Genomic DNA, 25,505 nt, shown 5'->3' on the forward strand with positions numbered 1-25,505 from the left:
GTGGCGATTCGACTCTAGTTGATCCGTGTCGGACCCCCGTGTTCTCATTAGAACAAGTGTTCGATGAGGTGGCGACGTGAGGGAAGGTGGTCTCGATGGGATGGAACGACGGACCACCCACGTGGTCGGAGATGGAACGAGTCCTGTCCGGACGCCCGAAGCCCGTGGCCGAGGGTGACGGAGGTGACAGCCCGGCGTGGTCACGAAAGAGGGACGTCTACGACCGCACCATCGACAAGCCCACTGTGTCGGTGACTCCCTACGCGGAATTGCACGCGCACTCGGCGTTCAGTTTTCTCGACGGTGCCTCGCAGCCCGAGGAGATGGTCGAGGAAGCGGTACGCCTCGGCCTCGAGTCCATCGCCATCACCGACCACGACGGTTTCTACGGGGTCGTGCGGTTCGCCGAGGCAGCCAGAGCTCTCGGTATCGGAACCGTGTTCGGTGCCGAACTCTCGTTGGACACCCATCGATCCCGAGCCGGAGAGACCGATCCCGACGGCACCCACCTACTGGTGCTCGCTCGCGGACAGGAGGGGTATCGCCGGCTCTCGCGTCGGATCGCCGCTGCACACCTGGCGGGCGGGGTCAAAGGTAAGCCGCAGTACGACATCGACGAACTCACCGAATCGGCGGGCGGTCACTGGCAGATTCTCACCGGTTGCCGGAAGGGACATGTTCGCCAGGCGCTCTCGCGTGGTGGTCCGGAGGCAGCAGAGGCCGCGCTGCGCACACTCGTCGACCGGTTCGGATCCGATCGTGTCACCGTCGAACTCACCCGGCACGGCGTCGCAGACGATGACGAGCGCAACGACGCACTCGCGACTCTGGCGCAGCGGTACGGCCTTCCGACGATCGCCACCACGGCCGCGCACTACGCCGGTCCGCGTAGCAGGAGATTGGCCATGGCGATGGCGGCTGTGCGCGCACGGAGCAGCTTGGACGAGGCTGCCGGTTGGTTGGCACCGACCGGCGGTGGACATCTACGGTCCGGGGCGGAAATGGCCGAACTGTTCCGTCACTATCCGGGCGCGGTGCGCGGTGCCGTCGAGCTCGGTCGTGAGTGTTCGTTCGATCTGAAGCTGATCGCGCCGCGCCTGCCACCGTTCGATGTGCCCGACGGATACACCGAGATCAGCTATCTGCGTCGACTCACGTTCGAGGGAGCCGCCCGTCGGTACGGCTCGCAGTCGGCGAACCCGGCCGCCTATTCGCAGCTCGAGTACGAGCTCGACATCATCGAGAGGCTCGAATTCCCCGGCTACTTCCTGGTGGTCCACGACATCGTCCACTTCTGCAAGACTCACGACATCCTCTGTCAGGGAAGGGGTTCGGCGGCCAACTCGGCTGTCTGCTTCGCGATCGGCATCACCAACGTCGATCCGGTGGCGAACAAGCTGCTGTTCGAGCGGTTCCTGGCACCCGAGCGCGACGGGCCGCCCGACATCGACATCGACATCGAATCCGATCGTCGAGAAGAGGCGATCCAGCACGTCTACGCCAAGTACGGCCGCACTCATGCCGCCCAGGTGGCCAACGTCATCACCTACCGCGGCAAGTCGTCGGTACGAGACATGGCGCGTGCGCTCGGCTTTTCGCAGGGACAACAGGACGCGTGGAGCAAGCAGATCACCCGCTGGTCCGGAATCGGTGATCAGGACGGCGACGGAATTCCCGACTCCGTTCTCGACCTGGCCCGTCAGATCGAGGGCTTCCCACGTCACCTCGGCATTCACTCCGGCGGCATGGTGATCTGTGATCGTCCGATCGCCGACGTCTGCCCGGTGGAATGGGCGACGATGGAGAACCGTAGTGTACTCCAGTGGGACAAGGATGACTGTGCCGCAGTGGGTTTGGTGAAGTTCGACATGCTCGGACTCGGTATGCTCTCGGCGCTGCACTACATGATGGACCTGATCGCCGAGCACAAGGGGATCGACATCGAACTCGCCTCGATCGATCTGTCCGAGCCCGAGGTGTACGAGATGCTCCAGCGAGCCGATTCGGTGGGGGTGTTCCAGGTCGAGTCCCGCGCGCAGATGGCCACTCTGCCGCGTCTGAAGCCGCGCAACTTCTACGATCTGGTGGTCGAGGTCGCTCTGATCCGTCCCGGTCCGATCCAGGGTGGTTCGGTGCACCCGTACATCAAGCGCCGCAACGGACTCGAGCCGGTGATCTTCGAGCATCCGTCGCTGAAGAAGGCGCTCGATCGAACACTCGGTGTGCCGCTGTTCCAGGAACAGCTGATGCAGATGGCCATCGATGTTGCGGGTTTCAGTGCCGCCGACGCCGATCAACTACGCCGCGCCATGGGATCGAAACGGTCACCGGAGAAGATGGAACTGCTGAGGGGGCGGTTCTACGACGGGATGCGCGACCTGCACGGCATCACCGGTACAGCTGCCGACCGAATCTACGAGAAGCTGTCGGCCTTCGCCAATTTCGGCTTTCCCGAGAGCCATTCGCAGAGCTTCGCCTCACTGGTGTTCTACTCCTCCTGGTTCAAGCTGCATCACCCGGCGGCGTTCTGTGCCGGACTGCTGCGCGCCCAGCCGATGGGTTTCTATTCACCGCAATCTCTGGTCGCCGACGCCAGGCGACACGGCGTGCTGGTCCACGGTGCCGACGTCAATGCCAGTCTCGGTCATGCGAACCTGGAGGGAAACGGCCTCGAGATTCGGATGGGGTTGGCGGACGTGAAGTTCATCGGTACTGCTCTGGCTCAGAAGATCGTCGACGCGCGAGACGCACATGGGCCGTACACCTCGTTCCTGGACCTGACGGGACGCGTCGAACTGTCGGTGGCGCAGGCGGAAGCGCTGGCAACGGCAGGCGCACTCGGGTGTTTCGGCATCACCCGTCGAGAGGCACTGTGGGCTGCGGGTGCTGCGGCGGGGGAGCGGCCCGGTCTGCTCCCCGGCATCGGAGCGTCGACGAAAGCGCCTGCGTTACCCGGCATGACGGACCTCGATCTGGCGTCGGCCGACGTCTGGGCAACCGGTGTGTCACCGGATTCCTATCCCACCCAGTTCTTTCGAGATCGGCTCGATTCGCTCGGCGTGGTTCCCGCGAATCGACTGCTGCAGATCCCCGACGGAGACAGAGTGCTCGTCGGCGGAGCGGTGACGCATCGCCAGCGGCCGGCCACGGCCGGAGGCGTCACGTTCATCAACCTCGAGGACGAGACCGGCATGGTCAACGTGGTGTGCTCGGTCGGGTTGTGGGCCAAGTACCGCAAGTTGGCAATCACGGCTCCGGCGTTGCTGATTCGCGGCAAGGTACAGAACGCCGAGGGTGCGGTGACCGTGGTTGCCGATCATCTGCAACTGATGGATTTACGAGTTGCGTCCAGATCGAGGGACTTCCGATGAAGGGCGGCGTGCACAATCGAGGGGTGAAGTTGCTGCTGATCGCCGACACTCATCTCCCGAAGCGTGCACGCGACCTGCCCGACGAGGTGTGGGCGGCCGTCGACGACGCGGATGTCGTGATCCATGCCGGTGATTGGGTGGACCTCGCATCGTTCGAGGAGCTGTCACGGCGTTCGCGTCGTCTGGTCGCGTGCTGGGGGAACAACGACGGTGACGAGTTGCGCGCGCTGATGCCCGAACGCGCCGACGTCGTGCTCGGCGGGGTTCGGTTCACCGTGATCCACGAGACCGGAGCTGCGACGGGACGTGAACGACGCATGGCCGCGGCGTACCCGGAGACGGACGTGCTCGTGTTCGGCCACAGTCACATCCCGTGGGACACGTTCGCGGACAACGGTCTTCGGCTGCTCAACCCCGGGTCACCGACGGATCGGCGCCGCCAACCGTACTGTACGTACATGACCGCCACAGCCGAGGACGGTGCGCTGACGAACGTGGAGCTGCATCGCATCGCCCCTCGGTAGTCACGTTCGAAGTACTCACATTCCGCCGGCCACCCTGACGACGGTTCCGGTCGCGTATTGCGCATCATCGGAGAGCAACCAGGACACCGCTCCGGCGATCTCGTCCGGCGCACCGGGGCGGCCGAGGGGAATGCTCGACGCCATCTTCTGTGGTCGCTGTCGATCGCGATGGAAGTCGGTCTCGATGATGCCCGGTGCCACCGCGTTGACGCGAATGTTCTGCGCAGCAACTTCTTTCGCCAGACCGACTGTCAGCGTGTCGACGGCGGCCTTCGCCGCCGCGTAGTGGACGTACATGCCGGGGCTGCCCAAAGTCGCGGCAGCTGAGGAGATGTTGACGATCGAGCCACCCGATTCGACCATCGCCGCGATCGCGTACTTGCAGCAGGTGAGCACACCGACCAGGTTGACGTCGAGGTCTGCTCTGATGGTCTCGATGTCGTTGTCGACCAGCAGCCCGACTGCGCGTGCCGAACCGGCGTTGTTGACCAGACCGGTGACAGCCCCGATCTCGCCGGCGGCACCGAACAGATCGATCACCGCCTGCTCGTCGGTGGTGTCGGCGCGTACGGCGATCACGGTTCGGCCGGATGCCGACAGCTCGGCGGCCAACCCTTCCGCGGCGGCGGCGTCGGAGCGATAGCCGATCACCACATCGTGCCCGTCGGCCACCAGCCGTCGGGATACGGCGGCACCGATTCCGCGACTTCCACCGGTGACGATGGTCAGGGGAGCGCTCATCGTTGAACAATAGCCATCGCGGAGAGGGCACAATTGCGGCAGAGGCAACCGCGTTCGACCGGAAGGGGATCCGCGGTGATCGATCGATCGGAATTGGCAGTGTTTCTCCGGCAGCGGCGCGAATCTCTGCAACCCGAGGACGTCGGGCTGCCGCGAGGGCAGCGCAGACGGACTCAGGGCCTACGCCGCGAAGAGGTGGCCGAGCTGTGCCACATGTCGACCGACTACTACGCACGACTCGAACGTGCTACCGGACCCGCTCCGTCGGCGCAGATGATCGCCTCGATCGCGCAGGGACTGCATCTGTCGCTCGGTGAGCGTGATCACGTGTTTCGATTGGCCGGGCACAATCCTCCCGCCCGCGGTTCGTCGAGCGAGCACGTCAGCCCGGGAATGCTCCGAATTCTGGACCGCCTGAACGACACGCCCGCCGAGATCGTGTCCGAAATCGGAGAGACGCTGCGTCAGACGCCGCTGGGTGCGGCACTGACAGGTGATGCGTCGCTGCGCACCGGGCCGAACCGGAGCCTGGGATACCGATGGTTCACCGACCCCGAGGCCCGGCAGTCGTACCCGCCCGAAGAGCGTGCGGTGCTGTCTCGGGTGTACGCGTCGGGGCTGCGCGAGATCGTCACTCTTCGCGGACCCGACTCGAGAGCTGCGCACCTGTCCGCAGAATTGCTCGAGGTCAGCGAGGAGTTTCGAACCCTGTGGGCGAAGCGCGAAGTGGGAGTGCACCCACCCGAGTCGAAGCGGTTTCTGCACCCGACGGTCGGCCTGCTGCAACTGAACTGCCAGACACTGCTGGACCCCGAGCAGGCGCATCGACTGCTGGTGTACACGGCAGTGCCCGGCAGCGAGAGCTACGCCAAGTTGGAACTGCTCGCGGTGGTGGGAACTCAGGTGCTGTCCTGACGCGATTCGACGGTGGCGGTCGTATCAGTGGATCGGCAAGTCCTGGATGAGCCCGCGGCGATCGTCGAACATGGGTTTTGCAGGTCGAATCCACACGATCAACACCGACACAGGAGCTTGTCATGAGCCGAACAGCACACACATCCCTTCGCGATCTGACGGGCAAGGTGGCCGTCGTCACGGGAGCGAGCGACGGGATCGGAACGGTCATCGCCACGCAGCTCGCCCGCTCCGGTGCCGAGGTCGTGATGCCGGTGCGCTCGGCCACCAAGGGGGAGCGGGCCGCCGAATCGATCCGAGCCGCCGTACCGGGGGCGAAGGTCACCATTCGGGCGCTGGATCTGTCGTCGTTGGAATCCGTTTCCGCTCTGGTGAACGATTTCTCGTCCGATGGACGGGCGATCGACATACTCGTCAACAACGCCGGTGTCATGCAGCCACCTGCACGCCAGGTCACCCAGGATGGTTTCGAGCTGCAGTTCGGCACCAATCACCTCGGCCACTTCGCGCTCACCCTCGGTCTGTTGCCGCTGCTGCGCAAAGGTGATGCGAGAGTCACCCATCAGACGAGCATTGCGGCACGGTCGGCGACCATCAATTGGGACGATCTCAACTGGGAGCGTTCGTACGATGTCATGAAGGCCTACGGTCAATCGAAGCTCGCGGTGGCTCTGTTTGCACGCGAACTCGAGGCGCGCAGCAGGGCCGGCGGCTGGGGAATCACCAGCAACATCGCTCACCCCGGAGTTTCGCCGACCAATCTGCTTGCGGCACAACCGGAATTGGGGCGCCCGAAAGATTCGGCAGGACGCCGATTGATCGGCGTTCTTGCCCGCGTCGGCATCGCGGGCACGGTGGACAGTGCAGCACGGCCGGGATTGGTCGCAGCCGCGGGTGGAGACGCGGGTGGGGATCAGTTCTTCGGCCCGAAACGAGTCATCGGCGGGCCACCGACCGAGGTCGGCATGTGGAAGCCGATGCGCAGCATGGACGATGCACGCCGACTCTGGGAGGTGTCCGAACAGCTCACCGGGGTGCGGCTCTCGTCCTGATCGACTCGAAGGTCCTCACTGGGGTGTCGGCGCGGGCTCCCTGGCGTGATCGACGAGATCGTGCACCAATCCGATGATGACGTCCATCTGAGCGATGACCTCGACGCGCAGTCGGTCCTGCTGGTCTTCGGAGATCGACGGTGCGTCGGGCCCGTCGAGCGACATCAGTAGGTCGATGTTCGTACGCAGTGCCGTCAGGGGCTCCATCAGTTCGGCTCCTGCGTCGACGATCAGTTGCCCCTGTCGTGCTCGCGAACGAGACAGGGACGCCAACATCTCGTTGAAGCTGTTGGCCAGTGAAGCCAGTTCGTCGTCACCGTTGACATCGATGGGCTCGAAGTCCCCGGTCCTGGCCACACGTTCGGTGCCCGCGCGAAGTCGGCGTACCGGCCTGAGGCCGGTACGGGCCACGGCTGCACCGGCGACGCCGGCCAGCGCGACGAGAAATGCTCCGACGATGACGAGTGCGAGTGTGAGCTTGGCCAGCAAGGGTGACGCTTCATTGAGCGACTCGGCCACCATGATCGTTCCGCCGGAGCCGGTGCGTGCTGCCGACAGGTAATAGCCTCGTACCTCGCGCAGCGACTGCTCGACGGTGCCGTCCACGACAGATTTCTCCGCGTCGTCCAGAACTCCGTCGGAATTGGTGAAGGGCTCGGTGCCAGTCGTCGACGTCACCAACGTGCCGTCGGGCGTCACCAGCGCTGCTTTCACCGCGGTGCCTTCGGTGTCTTCTATACCGAAGCCGAAGAGACCCGCCGGAACGCCGGATGCGGCGCTGGCAATGAGAGCGTCGCTGTTGCGTTCGACGCGGTCCACGATCTGTGAGCGGAGGGCCTGTTCTGCGACGAGATAGATCGCGAGAGCACTCACTGCGACTGCCAGGGCTGCCACGCTCATCGTCAACACTCTGATGCGGCCGTGCAACGACAGCGCCTTGGGGCGAGTGGCTGCACGTGTATCGCTCATCATTCGAGTATGCCGGTCGGCGAGCGACGACGATTCTGCAGGCCGCGCAGATCCACTCGATGTTCGGCGCACGCGACCTTCGATCGTGTTCTGCTCCCGGCGTCGGCCCCGACGCTGCCGAGGATCGGAGACGTCGATCGAGCTGATTCTGCTGTTCAGGGGCGGTGATCGTCGGTGTGTCTGCCCTCGTTCCAGCGCTGCGCCCACAGCCAGAGAGGTTCGAGTGCCGGCCCCAACTCGTCGCCGAGTTCGGTCAGGCGATAGGACCCGTCCGAGTCCTTGAGCAGCACTCGCGCATCGACGAGCGTGCGCAGTCGGGTGGCGAGAACGCTGGACGAGATGTCGTCGGTGCGTCGTCGTAGTTCGAGGAACCCGAGTGGGCCGCCACGTAGTTCCCACAGAATGCGCATGTTCCAGCGCTGCCCCAGGAGGTCGAGGACGGCCGTCATCGATCGGCGGGATTCGCTTGCCATTTCCATCGCGTTTGATCATAGTGGTTCGAAAATCGAAGCAATTCGAAAATCGAAGCAAAGGGAGAGTGGCGATGACGCAGCGTGTGGCAGGGAAATCGGTGCTGATCACCGGTGCGTCTCGTGGCATCGGAGCGGAGACCGCGGTTCAGTTGGGTGCGGCGGGGGCGATGGTTGCCGTGAACTATCGAGAGAAGAAGCGCCGAGCCGACGGTGTGGTGCGAGCGATCGAGAAGAGCGGGGGCCGAGCGCTGGCTATCAAAGCCGACGTGACCGACTCGGCGGCAATCGATGCGATGCTCGCGTCGGTTGCTGCCGAATTCGGCGCTCTCGACGTACTGGTGCTCAACGCGTCCGGTGGGCTCGAGCTCGGTGCCGATCCCGGTTACGCGATGAGTATCAACCGCGATGCTCAGCTGGCGATGGCTCGCGCCGCAGCCGAACGCATGGAACCCGGCTCACGCATCGTCTTTCTCACCAGTCATCAGGCGCATTTTCACGGCAGGAAGCCGGTCCCCGTGGAGTACGAGCCCATTGCCGAGAGCAAGCGAGCAGGCGAGGACGCTCTACGTGGGATGATTCCCGAATTGGATTCTCGTGGCATCGAATTGGTTGTGGTGTCCGGCGACATGATCGAAGGCACCATCGTGGTGACTCTCCTGGGGCGCCGAAACCCTGATGCAGTGGCCGCTCGCACCGCACAGGGTGCGCTTCCCACGGTTGCCGAATTCGCGGCGGCTGTGGTGGACGCTTCCGTCATGCCGATCGAGAAGTCCGGTCACACCGTGTATGTCGGCGGAGCCGATTACCTCGAGCAGTGACTGCTGGGTAATCGGCTCCGTTCGACCGGTTCGAAATCGTGCCTCTGCGGTGTCAGCTACCGAGAACGCAGAACTGACCGCTCGTGAGGTTCAGTGCCAGCGACAGAGGGCCGACGCAATCGACGCCCTGAGCCTCGGACGTGGCACCGGATCCCCACCCGGCGACTGCGAGAGTCGTCTGGCCGGCGTCGGCCCACGAGTGAGCGATGCCGCCGCCGAGCGCCAGTGCATACGCCGTTCCCGCATTCTTGCTTGCTCCCAGTGCGACGCCGTATCCGTTGGCATAGGTGGTCGTCGCGCCGGGGCCGTCGTTGACGCTGACCGCGGTGCCGCTGTCGGCAGCGCCGGCAGTAGCCCGGCCGGTGCCGTTCGAGGTGGCTCCGCAGCTCGCGGTGTCGGCGACCTGGATGTCGTTGGCCGAGGGCGGAGACACGCAGTTGACGGGTGCGGCCGACGCGGTGCCGGCGCCCACCAGGGCTGCGGTCGCCATTCCTGAGCCGAGGGCGAATATTGCTGCGGTGCGGGCAATTCGGCTACCGAACCGACTCGACGTGCGCGTGGAGGAGGAGGTAGGGGAAGCGAGACGGGGCAGGGAAACAGAGAACAACAGAAAGCTCCTTCACGAGCGAAACGGGTCGGTGCGGCACACGGTACCCCGCTCGAGTCGTTCACGGCAGCAAGCTGCTGCGGTTTGTGTAACGGTGCCGCTAGCATCCGGGAATGAATCGTCGTAGAAGTCCGGTTCTGCGTACTCTGGCCTGAGCCCTCGTGGCCGCTGGGTGTGCGTTCACAACGCTCTCCTGCGCTACGTCTGATCCATCGAATTCGGCTCCACCGCTTGATAGTTCGGTATCCGCACCTGGGCTGGCGCTCGCGCCCGAGTCGGCAGGGGGCGCAGCGCGGCGGCAAGCGCCGGTGCCCGCCGATCGCAAGGAAATCGTTACCGGGCAACTGTCGATCGTTGCCGAAGATCCGATCGCCGCTGGACGCAGCGCGGCCGAGACGGTGACAACTGCGGGCGGGCGAATCGACAACCGCACCGAGTCCCCCGAGACCGACGACACCACCGCGAGTAGCTCTCTGACGGAACGCATTCCGGCCGACGAACTCGACGCCACAGTCGACGCGATCCGAAACCTGGGCGAGGTGACGAGCCTGTCCGTCACGCGGGACGACGTCACCATGCAGTACCAGGATCTCGATGCGCGGATTTCCGCACTCTAGGCCTAGGTGGATCGCTTGCGTGCGCTGATCGCGGCCGCGTCGAACACTGCCGATCTCATCGAGGCGGAATCGGCACTCTCGAGCCGTCAGGGCGAGCTCGACAGTTTGGTATCACAGAAGAACTACCTGGCGGACCAGATCGATTTGTCGACGCTCACAATTGATTTCGCGTCCGAGAAGGGTGTCGATCCGGCCGCGCCGAGCAATTTCTGGGACGCGGTCGTGTCGGGGTGGCACTCGTTGACCGCGGCCGTCGGCGGGGGAGTGTTGCTGATCGGTGCTGCGCTGCCATGGCTGGCCGTCCTGGTCGCCATCGCAGCTGCCGTGTACGGACTGGTCCGGTTTCGGCGACGGTCGAGAAGCTGACCTCGCGAAACTCATGGACCGGTGGCGCCGCCGTACGTCGCGATCTTGTATTCGGTGGCCACGAGCGAGAGTTGCAGTTCTCGAATACGCCGTCGGACGGTGTCTCGATGCTCGACCAGCATGTCGAGTCGTTCCGGAACGGTGTGTTCCCCGCCGTCGACGAGTTCGACGTAGTGCTGGAGGTCGCGCATCGGCATCCCGGACAACCGCATACGGGTGAGGAACACGAGCCTGCGCACGGCGGCGGCGTCGTATCGTCGATGATCGAGGCCGTCGCGGGCAACCTCGATCAGGCCGCAGCGTTCGTAGTACCGCAGTGTGTGCGCGGAGATGTCGAGGAGCTCGGCTACCTCGGCGATGCCGAGTGGTTCGGAGAGCTCGCCAGGTTCGATCAGTTCGTGCAGCAGTTCGACGGTCAACGGTGCGTCCGAGTCCGCCACGGCTGCCAGCGCCCTGTTCATCAAATCCGTCGTCGCCATGAGTACAGAAGATAGTCCTGCCGGTGCCGTCAGACCGGGCGGACGGATTCGGGCACACCCGGGAAGTCCGCGCTCGAGGACAGTTCGGCGTTGGTCTCGAGCGATGCGAGCTCTCGGCGGTAGGACTCGCGCAACCGTCGGACCGCCTCGCGTCCCAGCGGAATGCGCAGGGGAGCGGAGTCGGCCTCGATTAGGTCACGGATGATTCGAGCCGCGCGGTGCGGATCTCCTTCCTGCTGTCCGCTCGCAGCGAGCATGTCGGTTCTCATCGCGCCGAGAGCGTCGGCGTACACGTCCGTGGAAATAGCGCGTTCGAGCACATCGGCATTGTTGAAACCGGTCCTGAAGCGGCTCGGCTCGACGATCAGAACTCGAATCCCGAACGGTGCGACCTCGCCGGCCAGCGCCTCCGACCAACCCTCCAGCGCGAACTTTCCAGCCGAATAGGAACCGGCTCCGGGGAAGGAGATGCGGCCACCCTGGCTACTCATCTGCACGATCGTTCCGCTTCCCTGTGCACGCATTCCCGGCAGCACTGCGCGCGTGAGAGCGGCGGGACCGACCACATGTTGTTCGAGCATGTCGCGCAGCCGAGCGTCGTCGATCTCCTCGGCAGCACCGATCTGTCCGACGCCACCGTTGTTGACCAGAACGTCGATACGTCCGAACCGGTCGATCGAGGCCTCGACGACGGCTGCCGCGGACGCGGTGTCTCGGACGTCGAAGGCGATGGGCAGTATCGATTCCGGGTGTTCGGCGAGTAGTTCGTCGACGCGTTCGGGTCGACGCATCGCCGCGACCACGGTGTCGCCAGCCGCCAGTGCGGCTTCGGCCAGTGCTCGACCCAAACCGGAGGATGCCCCGGTGATGAGCCAGGTGCGAGTAGGTCGTGGTGTTGGGGGTGCCTGTGTCATGAAACGCACGCTATGACTTCGAGCGCGCTCGAACGCAAACCCGTCAGACGCTGCCTTCGTACCCGTGCTGGCGCCATGCCTCGTACATCGTCACTGCTGCCGCGTTCGCCAGATTCAACGATCGGCGGCCCGGAATCATCGGAATACGGAGTCGATCGGTCACGTGTGGGTCGTCCAGGACGTCGTCGGGCAATCCTGTGGGTTCCGGTCCGAACAGGAGGACGTCGCCTGGTTCGTACGCGACGTCGGCGTAGGACCGGGAAGCGTGGGCGGTGTAGGCGAACACGCGAGTCGGTGCGAGCGCCGACCAGGCCGAGGGCAGGTCCGCGTGCACCGTCACCGAGGCCAGATCGTGGTAATCCAAGCCTGCCCGCTTGAGTTTCGGCTCGGACATGTCGAAGCCGAGCGGGCCCACCAGATGCAGTTCGCAGCCGGTCCCGGCGACCAGGCGTATTGCGTTGCCGGTGTTCTGTGGAATGCGGGGCTCGAAGAACATGAGTCGAAACACCCGGTTCACTCTGCCATCACGAGCCCGGGAAGTATGGGGCAGGTGGACGACGAACAGACGATCGGTGAGGATTTTTCCGACACGCGGCTCGACGGGCAGGAGTGGACCGGTAGGCAGTTCGTTCGATGTATCTTTCGCGACGCGGACATGAGCGGCGTCCGAACCGAGTCGGTGGTGTTCACCGAATGCGACTTCACCGGTACCGACCTGACCGAATCGGTTCATACGAACTCTGCATTTCGATCGTGCACTTTCACTCGGACCAATCTGCAGCACAGCACTTTTCGCCATTCGACCATGATGGGCTCCGTGTTCGTCGACAGTCGCATGCGTCCAGCGACCTACGACGAAGTCGACTTCACCCTCGCATCGCTGGGCAACGCGGACCTTCGCGGCCTCGATCTGACGGGGTGCCGGATGCGGGAAGCGAACCTCGTGTCCGCAGACTTCCGGAAGGCAACCGTGCGCTCGGTCGATTTCTCGGGTGCCCGGGCAATCGATGCGAAGTTCGACGAGGCGGATCTTCGTGGAGCCGTTGCCGACGCATCGCTGTGGGTGAGCGCGAGCGTGCGCAACGCGAAGATCGAACTGATGCAGGCGGTGGCCTATGCGGCAGCTCATGGGCTCGTCGTCGAGGGTTGACGGTGGTGATCGGACCGGTGCGCCGCTGCTGACGCCGAACCTGGAACAATGACCGGGTGACTGCAACGATTCTCGATGGCAAAGCGACCCGTGACGAGATATTCGTCGATCTCACCGCCCGCGTGGCAACGCTGCGTGAGAAGGGCATCACCCCAGGTCTGGCGACCGTGCTGGTGGGCGATGATCCGGGTTCGGCCGCGTACGTCCGGGGCAAGCACAACGACTGCGCCAAGGTCGGCATCACCTCGATTCGTCGCGATCTGCCCGCGGACATCACCCAGGCAGATCTCGAAGCCGTCATCGACGAACTCAATGCCAACCCCGAATGCACCGGCTACATCGTCCAGCTGCCCTTGCCGAAGCATCTCGACGAGAACGCTGCGCTCGAGCGAATCGATCCGGACAAGGACGCCGACGGTCTGCACCCGATCAATCTCGGACGGCTGGTACTGGGCAAGGATGCCGCACTGCCGTGTACACCTCGCGGGATCGTGCACCTGCTGCGCCGATACGACGTTGCTCTCGACGGTGCGCACGCGGTGGTCATCGGCCGCGGAGTGACGGTGGGGCGACCCATCGGCCTGTTGCTCACGAGGCGTTCCGAGAACGCAACAGTGACGTTGTGCCACACAGGAACTCGTGATCTGGCCGCCGAGGTCTCACGCGCGGACATCGTCATCGCTGCTGCCGGAGTGCCCGGGTTGATCACTGCGGACATGGTCAAGGCGGGTGCTGCGGTGCTCGACGTCGGGGTCACCCGCACCGAGGACGGACTGCGCGGCGACGTTGCAGGCGATGTCGCGGAGGTGGCCGGATTCCTGTCGCCCAACCCCGGCGGCGTCGGCCCGCTGACCCGGGCCTTCCTGCTCACCAACGTCGTCGAGCGCGCCGAGCGCGTCGCTGCCGAGAGCTGAGCGAACCGGACGTGAACCATCCAGAGGATGCGCGGCGGGAGCTCGACACAGGATTTCGCGCTGCAGTCACGCGCAATCTACCGATCGTCGCAGTCTCGGTCGTCGTCCTCGCCGCGCTGATTCTGGTGCTGGCCGATCGCTGGCGGCGCGGCGCATTCATCTTCGGATGCGCCGCACTGCTGGCGGCCGTCCTGCGGCTGTGCCTGCCCGAAACACGAGTCGGCACATTGCAAGTGCGCAGTCGTGTGTTCGATGTGCTGGCGCTGGGCTGCGTCGGCGGAGCGATCGTCTTTCTGTCGCTGTCGATCGATCCGCTGGGGACCGACTGACCTTGTCCGGCGGTGTCAGCGCCGTCCGAGGCGGGCCAGCTCCATCGTCTCGGCGAGCAGCTTCGCCACCGAATCGGCCTCGGTGAGGAAGCCGTCGTGTCCGTCGCGAGACTGGATCACTTCGAGTCCGCGGCACTGCGGGAGTTCGCGAGCGATCTCCTTCTGCAGGCGAAGCGGATACAGGCGATCGGAGTCGACTCCGCCGACGATCGTCGGAACCGGCGTGGACGCAAGAGCTTCGGCCACTCCGCCGCGGCCACGGCCCACATCGTGACGGTTCATTGCCTCACTGAGCAGTACGTACGTCGCCGCGTCGAACCGGTTGACGAGTTTGGCAGCCTGATGCTCCAGGTAGCTCTGTGCGGAGTATCTGCCGCCGGCCCACGGGTCTTCGTCGTTCTGCGGTGTGTTCCCGAACCTGTTGTCAAGTTCGCTCTCGGTCCGGTACGTCAGGTGCGCGATGCGTCGCGCGATGCCGAGTCCGGCGGTCGGCGAGGTGCCGGTGTCGTGGTAGTTGCCGCCGAGCCACCCTGGATCGGCCTTGATCGCGGCGATCTGTGTCGTCTGGGTACCGATCTGGTCGGCAGTTGCCCTGGCGCCGACTGCCAGGACCAAGGCGGCCGCCACTCGGTCGGGATGGCCCACGATCCATTCGAGGGTGCGCATCCCGCCCATCGAGCCGCCGACGACGGCTGCGAACCGCTCGATTCCCAGTACGTCGGCCACGGCCGCCTCGGCAGCGACCTGATCACGGATGGAGATGTCCGGGAAGCGAGATCCGTACGGCATGCCGTCGGGAGAAATGCTGCTCGGGCCCGTGGTCCCGCCGCAGCCGCCGAGCACGTTCGTCGCCACGACGCACCACTCGTCGGTGTCGATAGGGCAGCCGGGACCGACCATTCCGTTCCACCAACCGGGCAGAGCGTGATCGGCATCCGGCGGACCGGATACATGCGAGTCCCCGGTCAGGGCGTGCTCGACGAGCACGACGTTGCTGCGGTCGGTGGCGAGTTCGCCCCAGCGCTGCACCGCGACGGTGACCTGAGGGATTCGAGAGCCGTTCTCGAGATCCAGACCACCGATGTCGATGGTTCCCAACCGCCCGTCCGGAGACGGAAGTACCGCCTCCGGACGAACGCCTGTGTCGCAGCTGTGGCTCAAGATGCCGCCGCGCTGAATCCGACCTCGAGGTCGGCGATGATGTCGTCGATTCCCTCGATGCCCACGGCGAGACGCACCAGGCCGGGAGTGACACCCGACGCCAGCTGCTCTTCCGGAGTCAGCTGGGAATGGGTGGTGGAAGCGGGATGGATGACGAGTGAACGCACGTCTCCGATGTTAGCGACGTGGCTGTGGAGAGTGAGTGCGTTGACGAACTTCTTGCCCGCGTCAACGCCTCCCTTCAGCTCGAACGCGATGATCGCGCCCTGCCCCTTCGGCAACAACTCCTGCCCGCGCTGGTACCACGGCGAGGACTCGAGTCCGGCGTAGTTGATCGAGACGACGTCGTCGCGACCGGCGAGGAAGGCGGCAACCTTCTGTGCGTTCGCCACGTGCCGCTCGATCCGAAGGCTCAACGTTTCCAGGCCCTGGCTGATGAGGAAGGCGTTGAACGGAGAGACCGCAGCACCGATGTCGCGCAACAGTTGAACGCGTGCCTTCAGCGCGAATGCGGGCGCACCGAGATCGGCGAACACGACGCCGTGGTAGCTCGGATCCGCGGTGGTGAAGTTGGGATGACGGCCCTGCGTCCAATCGAACGTCCCGCCGTCCACGATGACGCCCGCGATCGCCGTTCCGTGGCCGCCGAGATACTTCGTCGCGGAGTGCACCACGATGTCGGCCCCGTGCTTCAACGGCTGCAGCAGGTACGGCGTCGCCACCGTGTTGTCCACGATCAGCGGGATGCCGTTCTCGTGGGCCACGGCCGAGATCCCCGGGATGTCGAGAATGTCGTTCTTCGGGTTCGAGATCGACTCGCCGTAGAACGCCTTGGTCGACGGAGTGATCGCGGCACGCCACTGCTCGAGATCGTCGGGATCGTCGACGAACGAGACGGTGATGCCCAGCTTGGGGAGCGTGTAGTGGAACAGGTTGTACGTGCCGCCGTAGAGCCGCGGGCTCGACACGATGTGGTCGCCTGCCTCCGCGAGATTGAGGATCGCGAACGTCTCGGCGGCTTGACCCGATGCGAGCAACAACGCCGCGACTCCACCTTCGAGGGCGGCGATGCGCTGCTCGACGACATCCTGCGTCGGGTTGATGATGCGGGTGTAGATGTTGCCGGGTTCTGCCAGGCCGAACAGGGCAGCTGCGTGATCGGTGTTGTCGAACGTGTACGAGGTGGTCTGGTAGATCGGCAACGCACGAGCCTTGGTGGTGCCGTCCGGGGTCTGGCCCGAGTGGATCTGCTTGGTCTCGAAGCTCCAGTCGGCGGCAGGATCGGTGAACGGATCCTCGGTGGGGGCTCCGGTGGCGTCGACGACGTCGGGGGTGGAATCGGTCATGGCTGGTGATACTCCGTTTTCTTTGGACGAGTCCGTCTAAGACGATTCGAATGTCGAATGAAGCTCGAGAAGTCGAGCGCTACGGGGCGTATCGGTACAGCAACACATGAGAGAACCTCCTGACAGGCTTCGGACCCTGGGGGCCGAAGGTTCAGTGGGTCCGCTTCCTGCGGACCCGCGCTTGTCGATACGGCACTCGCATACCGGATCGGCCTGGTCGTTCACCCGGGGCACCCCACCGCGGTTGGAGGGTTGCCGGCCAGCAAGCCGGGGCTCGATGCTGGCACTCATGACCTGGCGAATATCCTAGCGGGTGACGGCACATCACCGGAACAAGGGCTCGGCCGGAACTCGAGCAGATGCTCGCGTGAGGACGATCACCGCTCGTAGACGCGAAAACGGGACACCTTCGGGAAGACAATTGACCGGAGCTACGTTCCTGCTTCGGTCGGCCTTCTTTCACAGGCTCGACTCCAGGACGCTTCCTCTGCCCCCGATCTCCACACGAAGGTTGTATTGCTGTGACTGTCACCGATTCCGCTCTTGCCCGAGTCAGCGCTGCGCGCGGCAAGGTGTCGAGTGGCCTGAGTGTCAGTCACCGACCGCACTCCACCCGCCGCAAGCTCGCGATGCTGGCTCTGTCCATCGGCGGCTTCGGAATCGGCACCACGGAGTTCGCGTCGATGGGTCTGTTGCCGGACATCGCGACGACGATGGGGATCTCCGAGCCCTCGGCCGGCCACATGATCTCCGCGTACGCCCTCGGTGTGGTCGTCGGTGCCCCGACCATCGCAGCCCTGGCTGCCCGCGTTCCGCGCCGGATGTTGCTGTTGGCGCTGATGGTGGCCTTCACCCTCGGAAACCTCGGCACCGTGTTCGCGCCCAGCTTCGACGAGCTGGTGGCCTCGCGATTCGTTGCGGGTCTGCCGCACGGTGCGTACTTCGGTGTTGCGGCTCTGGTGGCTGCCCACCTCGCCGAACCCGGCAAACGAGCCAAGGCCGTGGCGATGGTGATGATGGGACTCTCGGTCGCCAACGTCGTCGGCGTACCGGTGGCGACCTGGATCGGGCAGGCGCTGGGATGGCGCAGTGCGTTCACTCTCGTGGCCGTCATCGGTGCCCTCACCGTCGCCGCGCTCGTTCTCTGGATGCCGCGACTCGACGCGATGCCGACCACCAGCCCCATCACCGAGCTCGGCGCACTGCGCCGCAGCCAGGTGTGGATGACCCTGTTCGTGGGCATCGTCGGATTCGGCGGCATGTTCGCGGTGTACACCTACATCGCGTCGACGCTGACCGACGTCGCCGGTCTGGCCCGCGCACTCGTCCCGGTCGCCCTGATGATCTACGGCCTGGGAATGGTCGCCGGAAACTACGCGGGCGGATGGCTCGCCGACCGTTACCAGCTCAAGGGCACCTTCGTCGGCCTGGCCGCAACTGCCGTGTTCCTTGCGGTGTTCGTCGTGGCCGCACACAACCCGATCACCGCGCTACTGCTGGTGTTCCTCATCGGTGCGTCCGGCTCCTCGGTGGTACCCGGTCTGCAGACGAGGTTGATGGACGTGGCCGAGGACGCCCAGACGCTCGCCGCATCGCTCAACCATGCCGCGTTCAACCTGGCCAACGCCATCGGAGCGGCAGTCGGCGGTGCCGTGATCGCCGCCGGATTCGGCTATACGGCACCCGCCGCCGTCGGCTCGGGCCTGGCGGTGGCCGGTCTCGGTGTTCTGGCCACCGCCATGTGGATGGACAAGCGTTCGGCTGCGTAGAGTCGCGCCGGATCAGCCGGTGATGGTCGCGGCAGTTCCCCCGAGAGCTTCGGTCAGTGCCGGGGTGAGCTTGTCGATCACGTACGGCAGGCTGAGCACGCTGGTGAAGTAGATCGCTCCTGCCGTCACACCGTCGGTGAACACGAGGTTGCCGTCCTTCACCGGCTCGAGTGCGTTGTACACCGCTTCCTTCTCCAACTGTGCGCGGTCGCCGGGCTCCTCGGTTCCCCAGATCAACACGTCGGCCGCGTTCAGAACCGACAGGTTCTCCAGCGGGATGCTCGCCTGCGCACTGCCGTCGGCAGGCACGTACGCGTCGATGTCATCCGGGATGACGAAGCCCAGTTTCGTCAGGAAGTCCGTGCTCAACCCGTCCTGGTACGCGATCGCCTTGCCCTCGTAGAACGCGTTCTGGAGGAAGATCGCCTTCTTGCCGGCGAATTCGGGGTGCGCGCCCGCAGCGTCGACGAACTTCTGGTTCACGCCCTCGATCAATGCGTCGATCTCGGACTTCTTTCCGAGTGCACGGCCGATCTTCTCGGCCTGGATGTCCCAGGGTTCGAAGTAGGCAGTCGATGCGTCGGACTGTGCGAGCGTCGGCGCGATGTCGCTGAGCATGCTGTAGCTCTCCGCCGTGAGACCCGCGTTGGTGGCGATGATCAGATCGGGCTCGAGTGCGGCGATCTTCTCCGTCTCGAATCCGTCGTCGTTCGAGAGCACCTCGGGCTGTGCGTCGCCCAACGCTGCCTGGGCCCACGGCCAGGTGGCGTACGGCTGGTTGCCGTACCACTCGGTGACCCCGACGGGTATCACGCCGAGTGCCAGGACCGTGTCCTGCTCGGTGTACCCGGCCACCACGACGCGAGTGGGCTCGTCCGGGACTACGGTCTCACCGAACGCGTGCTCGATCGTCACCGGGAACGCCGCCGAAACGGACGCGCCACCGGCCGTCGGCGGTGCCTCGTCGGCGGAACTCGAGCACGCAGTCAGCATTCCCGCGGTGGTCAGCGCGATCGCGCACACCGCCCAGGTGCGGTGAAGAGGTCGGATGAGCATCGAGACGCCTTTCGTAAGGGTTGGCTAACACCGGGAAGGGTAGCCGACCCTAACTTCAGCGCGCCACCGAGTCCGCCTGGCCCCGCGACGGGAAACGAGCTGCTCGAACCTTCACCGAACCTCCACATTTCCCGACGGGCTCCTCCACGTGCGCCCTCTAGGGTCGATTCTCATGAGCCGCACAGTTCTCGTCGTCGACGACGAGCCCACGATCTCCGAGGCCGTTGCGGCCCGGCTGCGCGGCGAAGGGTACGAGGTCGTCACGGCCGCCGACGGCCCGTCCGCCGTCGACGCGTGCGCCCGGATCGATCCCGACGTGGTGGTGCTCGATCTGATGCTGCCCGGGTTCGACGGGCTCGAAGTGTGCCGCCGGATTCAGGCGGCCCGCCCGGTGCCGGTGTTGATGTTGACGGCCAAGTCCGACGAGACGGACATGCTCGTCGGCCTGGGCGTCGGCGCGGACGACTATCTGGGCAAGCCGTTCAGTATGCGCGAGCTGGTCGCTCGCGTACACGCCCTGGTTCGGCGTGCCGAGCGTGCGGTGGCCGTCGAACCACAGGCAGTTCGAATCGGTGACGTGCAGATCGACCACCGGGAACGACGCGTGACCAGTCCCTCCGGCGACATCCATTTGACCAGAACGGAATTCGACATCCTCGCCTATCTGGCCGCGCGGCCGCGCACCGCGGTCTCGCGTGAAACCCTGCTGTCGGAACTGTGGGGCTGGGACGATTCGGCCAGTAGCAGGACGGTCGATTCTCACGTCAAAGCGTTGCGGCGCAAACTCGGTGGAGATCTCATTCGCACCGTGCACGGCGTGGGCTACGCCGTGGAGTCTCCGCGATGACGCGAATGCTGCCGCGACCGTTGGATCCGTTGCGGTCGTTCAAGCTCAAGGTCTCGCTCGTCGTGGGCACAGTGCTGGTCCTGGCGAGCGTCGTGTTCTGGATCGGGGCGGGTTGGCAGTTTCGCTACACCCTCCTCGCCGCGCTCGTCGTGTCCTTGGCCGCAACCCAATTCGTCGCCCACGGGATGACGTCACCACTGCGCGAGATGACTTCGGCCGCCAAAGCGATGGCGCGAGGCGACTATTCGACGCGAGTGCGGGCGACATCCAGGGACGAGGTGGGGGAGTTGGCCACTGCGTTCAACACCATGTCGAGTGATCTGGAAGCAGCCGAGAAGTACCGCCGCGAACTCATCGGCAATGTCTCGCACGAGTTGAAGACGCCCATCGCCGCGCTGCGTGCCGTGCTCGAGAACATGGTCGACGGGGTGACCGAGCCGAATCCCGCGACGCTGGCGGTGGCGCTGCGCCAAACCGAGAGACTCGGAGATCTGGTCAGCGAACTGCTCGACCTGTCGCGGGTGGAGGGCGGTGTGCTCACCATTGCCCCGGAGGAGTTCGCAGTGCGGCAATTCCTCGAGGATGCGACAGCCGTGCACCGCGAACGTGTGTCGATCGTCGTCTCGCCCGGTGATTCGACTGTGGTGGCCGACCGATCTCGCATGACACAGGTGATCACCAACCTCGTCGACAACGCCGTGCGGCATTCCCCCCATTCGAGCACCGTGACGATACGGGCCCATCGGATCGGCGGAGCGTATGCATTCGACGTCGTCGACCAGGGTCCAGGCATCGCGCTCGCCGATCGCCATGCGGTGTTCGACCGATTCACCCGCGGCGGATCCACCGACGGTGGAACAGGTCTTGGCCTCGGCATCGCGCGCTGGGCCACCGAACTGCACGGCGGAACCATCGAAGTTCTCGACAGCGAATTCGGCTGCCACATCAGAGTGGCCATCCCCGAACACTGACTTGCTCGATACATCCGAACCGCGACTGCACGTCCCCGGACCGCAGCCGCCGACCTTCCATGCCCGAAACACAGAAGAAGGAAGCGCCATGACCACGATCGACACTCCTACTCATCCGACTGCGAAGCACGTTCACTCTCTTTGGGGGCCTCGCACCTGGCCGGTGCTGAGGTATGCGCAGGCTCCCCGTGCGGCGCTGATCGGGGCCGCTGTCGCCGGGCTGATCGGTTCGGTGACGCTGGTGAACAACACATTCGGTGTGCTGATCACTGCCCTCGCCTTCGTGGCCGTCGTGCTCGCAGCGCGCAGCGGCAGGCTCACGCCGTGGGAATGGGCAGGGGCGGCAGGAGTGCTGGCATTGGCGAGCGTGTCGGTACTGCGCGAGGCCGAGTGGATCGTCACGATGTCGACGACGCTCGCCATCGTGGTCGCGGTGGTGGTCCTCTCTCGTGCCTGGACATGGACGGGAATCGCACTCGGCGCTCTGGTGCCGGCCTTTCTGCCGGTGCGCGTGGCTCGGTGGACCCGACGCGGAGCTAATTCGATCGATCTGGAAGGGCCACGGCCGGTGCGGATAGGCATGGTCTCGGTTGTCACGATCGCGCTGCTCGTCGTGTTCGCGGCGTTGTTCGGTGCGGCCGACAAGCGTTTTGCGGATGCACTGAGTGCGGTGACACCCGAGTTCGATGCCGCGTCCGTCGTCGGGCGCATTGTCGTCTTCGTTCTCACCGCAGCAGGTGCGCTCGCCGTCACCTACGTCGCGCTGCATCCGCCTCGGTTCGATCGGCTCGCACCGTCGCCGCGTCGAACAGTGCAGTTGTGGGAGTGGATGGTTCCGCTCGGGGCGGTGGTGGCCCTGTTCGCCGTGTTCGTGGGGTTTCAGGTGCCGACGTTGTTCGGCGGGCAGGGACACGTCCTCACCACCGAGGGTCTGACCAATGCCGAATACGCCCGACAGGGCTTCTGGCAATTGCTCGCGGTCACGGTACTGACACTGCTCGTCATCGCTGTGACGGTCGCGAAGGCTCGACGAGAAGACCGGGGAGATCGCATCGCACTGCGGGCGTTGCTCGGAGCGCTGTGCCTGCTGTCGTCGGTGATCGTTGCGTCGGCCCTGCATCGAATGTCGTTGTACGAGCAGCAGTACGGCTACACGACGCTCAGGTTGTTCGTCACGGCTGTCGAGTGGTGGCTGGGATCGGTGTTCGTACTGGTTCTGGTGTCGGGCGTGCGGATGTCGGGGCGCTGGCTACCGAGAGCCGTGGGCGTCGGTGCAGTTCTGACCGTGCTCGCGCTGGCCGCCCTGAACCCGGATGCGTACATCGCTCGGCACAACGTCGATCGCTTCGAGCAGACCGGACGCATCGATACGTCCTACGTGGGTGGGTTGTCGGCCGACGCCGACGCGGAGCTCGACCGACTGCCGAAGTACGTGCGTCCGTGTGTACGGGCCCGCGGTCCGGTCATCGTCGGCGACACCTGGCACCTGTGCACGGACCCCTCGGTATCTGTACCCTGAGCAACGACTCGGGTTCAGTGACACATCAGGGAGGTGCGCGATGCGATACCAGAGCATGGTCGTCACCTCGCTGCTTCTCGTGGCGCTGCACCTGACGATGCCGGCCGCAACCGCAGATTTCGCCCTGCTTCTCGTTGCGGCACTGACGACGCTGATGCTGCTCGCGCACCGCGTCGATGTTCCGGCACTGCTGCGCCTGCTGCCGATTATCGGCCCCGCCGCAGAGGAACGCCACCGTCGAGGTGCGTTCCGGCGTCAACATCGACCGGATGCCCCTGGACGCCCGCAGCCGCGCGCACCCGGTATGCCGGTGGGGGCACTGTAGCTCGAAAGTTCCCCCACGCCTTCGCAACCCGTTGTCCGCGAGGCTGTCACGAGGAACCGAAGATGCTCGATTCTCGACCTGTCCACATGGCGATTCGACGCTACGCCGGGACGCTGGTCGGCGTCCTGGCCGTCCTGCTCGTCGTCTTTGCCGTCGTCGACGCCCAACCCGCCGCACAGATAGCGATGTTCGGTGCGCTGGTCGCGGCGTCCCTGGTCGTGCTCGGTGCGCCGTCCGACCTTGCACTGATCGCACCGCTGTCGTCGTGCGCTGCAGGCGCCGACGGGCGGCGACTTCGGGGATCGTTCCGCAGGCAACAGCAACCCGATTCGCCAGGTCGCCCCATGCCCAGAGCACCCGGTCCGGTCCGTGGACCGGACCGGTGGCTCCACTTCGTCTGAGCCACTGCGAGATCCGGTCGAGACGCCAACCGACCGACTTCTCTCACAGTGAGGTGCTCCACCATGCTCGATTTCGTCTACTATCCCGTCTCCGCCGTGCTGTGGTTCTGGCACCGAGTCTTCGGGTCCGTGCTCGGCCCCGACAACGGTGTCGCCTGGGCCCTGGCGGTGATATTCCTGGTGTTCACACTGCGGGCGCTGCTGATCAAGCCGTTCGTCGGCCAGATTCGTTCGCAGCTCGCCATGAAGAGGCTCCGACCACAGATCGAGGCCGTACAGAAGAAATACTCCGGGGACCGTGCTCGGCAGGCCACCGAGATTCGGAAGTTGCAGCAGGAGCACGGTTTCAACCCGTTGATGGGGTGCCTGCCCCTGCTGGCGCAGGGCCCGGTTTTCATCGGTCTGCTGCACGTGCTGCGCTCGTTCAATCGAACCGGAACCGGATTCGGTCATCTGGGTATGACGGCGCAGGAGAATGCGAACACTGCGAATTATGTCTTCAGCGCCGCCGATGTGCAGTCCTTTCTCGACGCACGCCTGTTCGGCGCGCCGATCTCTGCGGCCGTCAACAGTTCTCGGGAGGTGCTCGAGGCCTTCGGTCCGTTCGGTGGAGTGCCGTCGGTGTGGAGCATCGCGTTCGTGGCGGTCCCGTTGATGATCGTCGCTGCGGTGGCCACGCACATGAACTCGCGGGCGTCCGTCGCCCGGCAGGACGCAGCGGCGCTCGCCAACCCACAGACCGCGATCATGAACAAGCTCGTGCTCTGGGTGTTCCCGGCGGGCGTGCTCGTCGGCGGGCCGGTGCTTCCGGTCGCGGTGTTGTTGTACTGGGTGAGCAACAACATCTGGACCTATGCCCAACAGCACCTCGTCTACCGACGCATCGACCGAGAAACGAGTATCTCGCCGGAGGTCACATCGGTGGTCACCGCCCCGAAACCAGGGACAAAGCCGAGGCGACGGTAGGAGCCTGCGGGAACGACCTCGATGTGCAGCCCACGTCCCGTGTGTCGGTGGGCTCCGCTACCGTCGTCGGCGTGCCGATCACTGTCTCCACTGTCAATGTCAACGGAATTCGCGCTGCTGTTCGCAAGGGCATGCTGCCGTGGCTCGCGGCCACCGATGCCGACGTCATCTGCTTGCAGGAAACCCGCGCCAACGACGGGGAACTGACCAAGGCGCTGGCCCCGGCCCTCGATGCGGGCTGGCATCTGGCCTCGGCGGAGCCGTCCGCGAAAGGCCGCAACGGGGTGGCCTTGCTGTCGAAGGCGGCTCCCGATGCCATTCGTACCGGTATCGGGGCCGTCGAGTTCGCCGATGCCGGTCGCTACATCGAAGCCGACTTCGGCGACGTCACCGTGGCCAGCCTGTATCTGCCGTCGGGTGAGGTGGGTACCGAGCGTCAGGACGAGAAGGAACGTTTCATGGCGGCGTTCGCGAAGTACCTGGCGAAGACGGCCAAGTCCGCGAAGTCCGAGAATCGCGATGTGGTGGTCTGCGGCGATTGGAACATCGCCCACACCGAGGCCGATCTGAAGGCATGGAAGACCAACCGGAAGAACTCCGGTTTTCTGCCCGAGGAACGGGAGTGGGTGTCGCGGTTGCTCGCCGAGAAGGCCCCGTGGACCGATGTCGTCCGGGTGTTGCACCCGGGTGTCGAGGGTCCGTACAGCTGGTGGTCCTACCGCGGCAAGGCCTTCGACAACGACGCCGGCTGGCGGATCGACTATCAGTTGGCCACCAGTGATCTGGCCGAGCGTGCCAAGGAAGCGATCACCGAGCGGGCCGAGGCGTACGACCAGCGATGGTCCGATCATGCTCCGGTGACCGTGCGCTATCGCTAGAGCGGAGCCTGTGGGTGACGATCTCGG

Annotated in this window: 26 protein-coding genes, 1 pseudogene and 1 riboswitch; of the genes and pseudogenes, 17 read left to right on the plus strand and 10 right to left on the minus strand. The window is 65.0% G+C overall.

Features of this window, described 5'->3' with window-relative positions; translation table 11 throughout:
- The first annotated feature begins 95 nt into the window (after positions 1-95).
- The gene (locus CH273_RS23940; RefSeq protein WP_032398228.1) at positions 96-3,371 is read left to right on the plus strand and encodes an error-prone DNA polymerase; all 3,276 of its coding nucleotides are present in this window, start codon (positions 96-98) and stop codon (positions 3,369-3,371) included.
- Positions 3,372-3,394: 23 nt separating this feature from the next.
- On the plus strand, positions 3,395-3,895 hold the full coding sequence (locus CH273_RS23945) for a metallophosphoesterase family protein (protein WP_032398227.1): 501 nt from the start codon (positions 3,395-3,397) through the stop codon (positions 3,893-3,895).
- Positions 3,896-3,910: 15 nt separating this feature from the next.
- On the opposite strand, the gene CH273_RS23950 is transcribed toward CH273_RS23945, so the two are convergent.
- A complete protein-coding gene (locus CH273_RS23950) occupies positions 3,911-4,636 on the minus strand; it encodes an SDR family NAD(P)-dependent oxidoreductase (protein ID WP_032397484.1) in 726 nt (241 codons plus the stop codon).
- Between the two features lie 75 nt (positions 4,637-4,711).
- On the opposite strand from CH273_RS23950, the gene CH273_RS23955 reads away from it, so the two are divergent.
- Positions 4,712-5,551: a helix-turn-helix transcriptional regulator gene (locus CH273_RS23955; protein WP_032397483.1), complete on the plus strand. Its 840-nt coding sequence runs from the start codon at positions 4,712-4,714 to the stop codon at positions 5,549-5,551.
- Positions 5,552-5,673: 122 nt separating this feature from the next.
- Entirely contained in the window at positions 5,674-6,603 is a 930-nt protein-coding gene (locus CH273_RS23960; RefSeq protein WP_032397482.1) for an SDR family oxidoreductase, read from the plus strand.
- 15 nt (positions 6,604-6,618) lie between these two features.
- Here CH273_RS23960 and CH273_RS23965 read toward each other — a convergent pair whose 3' ends face one another.
- Together CH273_RS23965 and CH273_RS23970 are read right to left on the minus strand one after the other, a co-directional pair.
- A complete protein-coding gene (locus CH273_RS23965; protein ID WP_032397481.1) occupies positions 6,619-7,572 on the minus strand; it encodes a methyl-accepting chemotaxis protein in 954 nt (317 codons plus the stop codon).
- 155 nt (positions 7,573-7,727) lie between these two features.
- Positions 7,728-8,051 (minus strand): winged helix-turn-helix transcriptional regulator, encoded by a 324-nt coding sequence (locus CH273_RS23970; RefSeq protein ID WP_230596986.1) that lies wholly within the window; start codon positions 8,049-8,051, stop codon positions 7,728-7,730.
- A 65-nt stretch (positions 8,052-8,116) separates the two neighbouring features.
- Between CH273_RS23970 and CH273_RS23975 the strand changes: the two genes are divergently transcribed.
- Positions 8,117-8,863, plus strand: coding sequence for an SDR family oxidoreductase (locus tag CH273_RS23975; protein WP_032397480.1), 747 nt, complete (start codon positions 8,117-8,119; stop codon positions 8,861-8,863).
- Positions 8,864-8,915: 52 nt separating this feature from the next.
- On the opposite strand, the gene CH273_RS23980 is transcribed toward CH273_RS23975, so the two are convergent.
- Positions 8,916-9,470, minus strand: a complete 555-nt coding sequence (locus CH273_RS23980) for a DUF6764 family protein (RefSeq protein ID WP_179275544.1) — start codon at positions 9,468-9,470, stop codon at positions 8,916-8,918.
- A 308-nt stretch (positions 9,471-9,778) separates the two neighbouring features.
- Here CH273_RS23980 and CH273_RS23985 point away from each other — a divergent pair.
- Positions 9,779-10,453 (plus strand): annotated as a pseudogene (locus CH273_RS23985) (DUF4349 domain-containing protein).
- Positions 10,454-10,464: 11 nt separating this feature from the next.
- On the opposite strand, the gene CH273_RS23990 reads toward CH273_RS23985, so the two are convergent.
- Genes CH273_RS23990 through CH273_RS24000 form a run of 3 tightly spaced genes read right to left on the minus strand, consistent with a single transcriptional unit; the run spans position 10,465 to position 12,354 of the window.
- Positions 10,465-10,932, minus strand: a complete 468-nt coding sequence (locus CH273_RS23990; protein ID WP_032397479.1) for a MerR family transcriptional regulator — start codon at positions 10,930-10,932, stop codon at positions 10,465-10,467.
- Positions 10,933-10,961: 29 nt separating this feature from the next.
- Complete coding sequence (locus tag CH273_RS23995) at positions 10,962-11,846, minus strand: SDR family NAD(P)-dependent oxidoreductase (protein ID WP_032397478.1); 885 nt, start codon at positions 11,844-11,846, stop codon at positions 10,962-10,964.
- 43 nt (positions 11,847-11,889) lie between these two features.
- Positions 11,890-12,354 (minus strand): tRNA (cytidine(34)-2'-O)-methyltransferase, encoded by a 465-nt coding sequence (locus CH273_RS24000; RefSeq protein ID WP_176459254.1) that lies wholly within the window; start codon positions 12,352-12,354, stop codon positions 11,890-11,892.
- Between the two features lie 33 nt (positions 12,355-12,387).
- Between CH273_RS24000 and CH273_RS24005 the strand changes: the two genes are divergently transcribed.
- From CH273_RS24005 to CH273_RS24015, 3 genes are read left to right on the plus strand one after another with little or no spacing between them, the layout of a single operon-like run.
- Entirely contained in the window at positions 12,388-12,996 is a 609-nt protein-coding gene (locus CH273_RS24005; protein WP_032397476.1) for a pentapeptide repeat-containing protein, read from the plus strand.
- Positions 12,997-13,052: 56 nt separating this feature from the next.
- Positions 13,053-13,910 carry a bifunctional methylenetetrahydrofolate dehydrogenase/methenyltetrahydrofolate cyclohydrolase gene (locus tag CH273_RS24010; RefSeq protein ID WP_032397475.1) on the plus strand — a complete coding sequence of 286 codons (858 nt, stop codon included), beginning with the start codon at positions 13,053-13,055 and terminating at the stop codon, positions 13,908-13,910.
- 11 nt (positions 13,911-13,921) lie between these two features.
- Positions 13,922-14,239: a DUF3017 domain-containing protein gene (locus CH273_RS24015; RefSeq protein WP_045195859.1), complete on the plus strand. Its 318-nt coding sequence runs from the start codon at positions 13,922-13,924 to the stop codon at positions 14,237-14,239.
- Positions 14,240-14,254: 15 nt separating this feature from the next.
- Here the strand turns inward: CH273_RS24015 and metX are convergent, their stop codons facing one another.
- Both metX and CH273_RS24025 read right to left on the minus strand, forming a co-directional pair.
- Positions 14,255-15,403, minus strand: a complete 1,149-nt coding sequence (metX, locus tag CH273_RS24020) for a homoserine O-acetyltransferase MetX (RefSeq protein WP_371828400.1) — start codon at positions 15,401-15,403, stop codon at positions 14,255-14,257.
- Positions 15,397-16,746, minus strand: coding sequence for a bifunctional o-acetylhomoserine/o-acetylserine sulfhydrylase (locus tag CH273_RS24025; protein WP_082073732.1), 1,350 nt, complete (start codon positions 16,744-16,746; stop codon positions 15,397-15,399). The genes metX and CH273_RS24025 overlap by 7 nt, the downstream gene beginning before the upstream one ends.
- A 172-nt stretch (positions 16,747-16,918) precedes the next feature.
- Positions 16,919-17,041, minus strand: a riboswitch (SAM riboswitch).
- Positions 17,042-17,375: 334 nt separating this feature from the next.
- On the opposite strand from CH273_RS24025, the gene CH273_RS24030 reads away from it, so the two are divergent.
- The gene (locus tag CH273_RS24030) at positions 17,376-18,515 is read left to right on the plus strand and encodes an MFS transporter (RefSeq protein WP_032398222.1); all 1,140 of its coding nucleotides are present in this window, start codon (positions 17,376-17,378) and stop codon (positions 18,513-18,515) included.
- A 12-nt stretch (positions 18,516-18,527) separates the two neighbouring features.
- On the opposite strand, the gene CH273_RS24035 is transcribed toward CH273_RS24030, so the two are convergent.
- Positions 18,528-19,571, minus strand: a complete 1,044-nt coding sequence (locus CH273_RS24035; protein ID WP_032397473.1) for an ABC transporter substrate-binding protein — start codon at positions 19,569-19,571, stop codon at positions 18,528-18,530.
- Positions 19,572-19,743: 172 nt separating this feature from the next.
- Between CH273_RS24035 and CH273_RS24040 the strand changes: the two genes are divergently transcribed.
- The 7 genes from CH273_RS24040 (at position 19,744) to CH273_RS24070 (ending at position 25,478) form a co-directional block, all read left to right on the plus strand.
- The gene (locus tag CH273_RS24040) at positions 19,744-20,418 is read left to right on the plus strand and encodes a response regulator transcription factor (RefSeq protein ID WP_032397472.1); all 675 of its coding nucleotides are present in this window, start codon (positions 19,744-19,746) and stop codon (positions 20,416-20,418) included.
- Positions 20,415-21,389, plus strand: a complete 975-nt coding sequence (locus tag CH273_RS24045; RefSeq protein WP_032397471.1) for a HAMP domain-containing sensor histidine kinase — start codon at positions 20,415-20,417, stop codon at positions 21,387-21,389. The genes CH273_RS24040 and CH273_RS24045 overlap by 4 nt, the downstream gene beginning before the upstream one ends.
- Before the next feature lie 88 nt (positions 21,390-21,477).
- Positions 21,478-22,908: a DUF4153 domain-containing protein gene (locus CH273_RS24050; protein ID WP_082322627.1), complete on the plus strand. Its 1,431-nt coding sequence runs from the start codon at positions 21,478-21,480 to the stop codon at positions 22,906-22,908.
- Between the two features lie 40 nt (positions 22,909-22,948).
- A complete protein-coding gene (locus tag CH273_RS24055; protein WP_032397470.1) occupies positions 22,949-23,233 on the plus strand; it encodes a DUF6412 domain-containing protein in 285 nt (94 codons plus the stop codon).
- A 62-nt stretch (positions 23,234-23,295) separates the two neighbouring features.
- Positions 23,296-23,634 (plus strand): DUF6412 domain-containing protein, encoded by a 339-nt coding sequence (locus tag CH273_RS24060; protein ID WP_143546263.1) that lies wholly within the window; start codon positions 23,296-23,298, stop codon positions 23,632-23,634.
- Positions 23,635-23,697: 63 nt separating this feature from the next.
- Positions 23,698-24,600 carry a membrane protein insertase YidC gene (yidC, locus tag CH273_RS24065; RefSeq protein ID WP_032397469.1) on the plus strand — a complete coding sequence of 301 codons (903 nt, stop codon included), beginning with the start codon at positions 23,698-23,700 and terminating at the stop codon, positions 24,598-24,600.
- Between the two features lie 71 nt (positions 24,601-24,671).
- A complete protein-coding gene (locus CH273_RS24070; RefSeq protein WP_082322674.1) occupies positions 24,672-25,478 on the plus strand; it encodes an exodeoxyribonuclease III in 807 nt (268 codons plus the stop codon).
- Positions 25,479-25,505 lie beyond the last annotated feature (27 nt).

Source organism: Rhodococcus sp. 05-339-2, assembly GCF_002258965.1.
Lineage (GTDB): Bacteria > Actinomycetota > Actinomycetes > Mycobacteriales > Mycobacteriaceae > Rhodococcoides.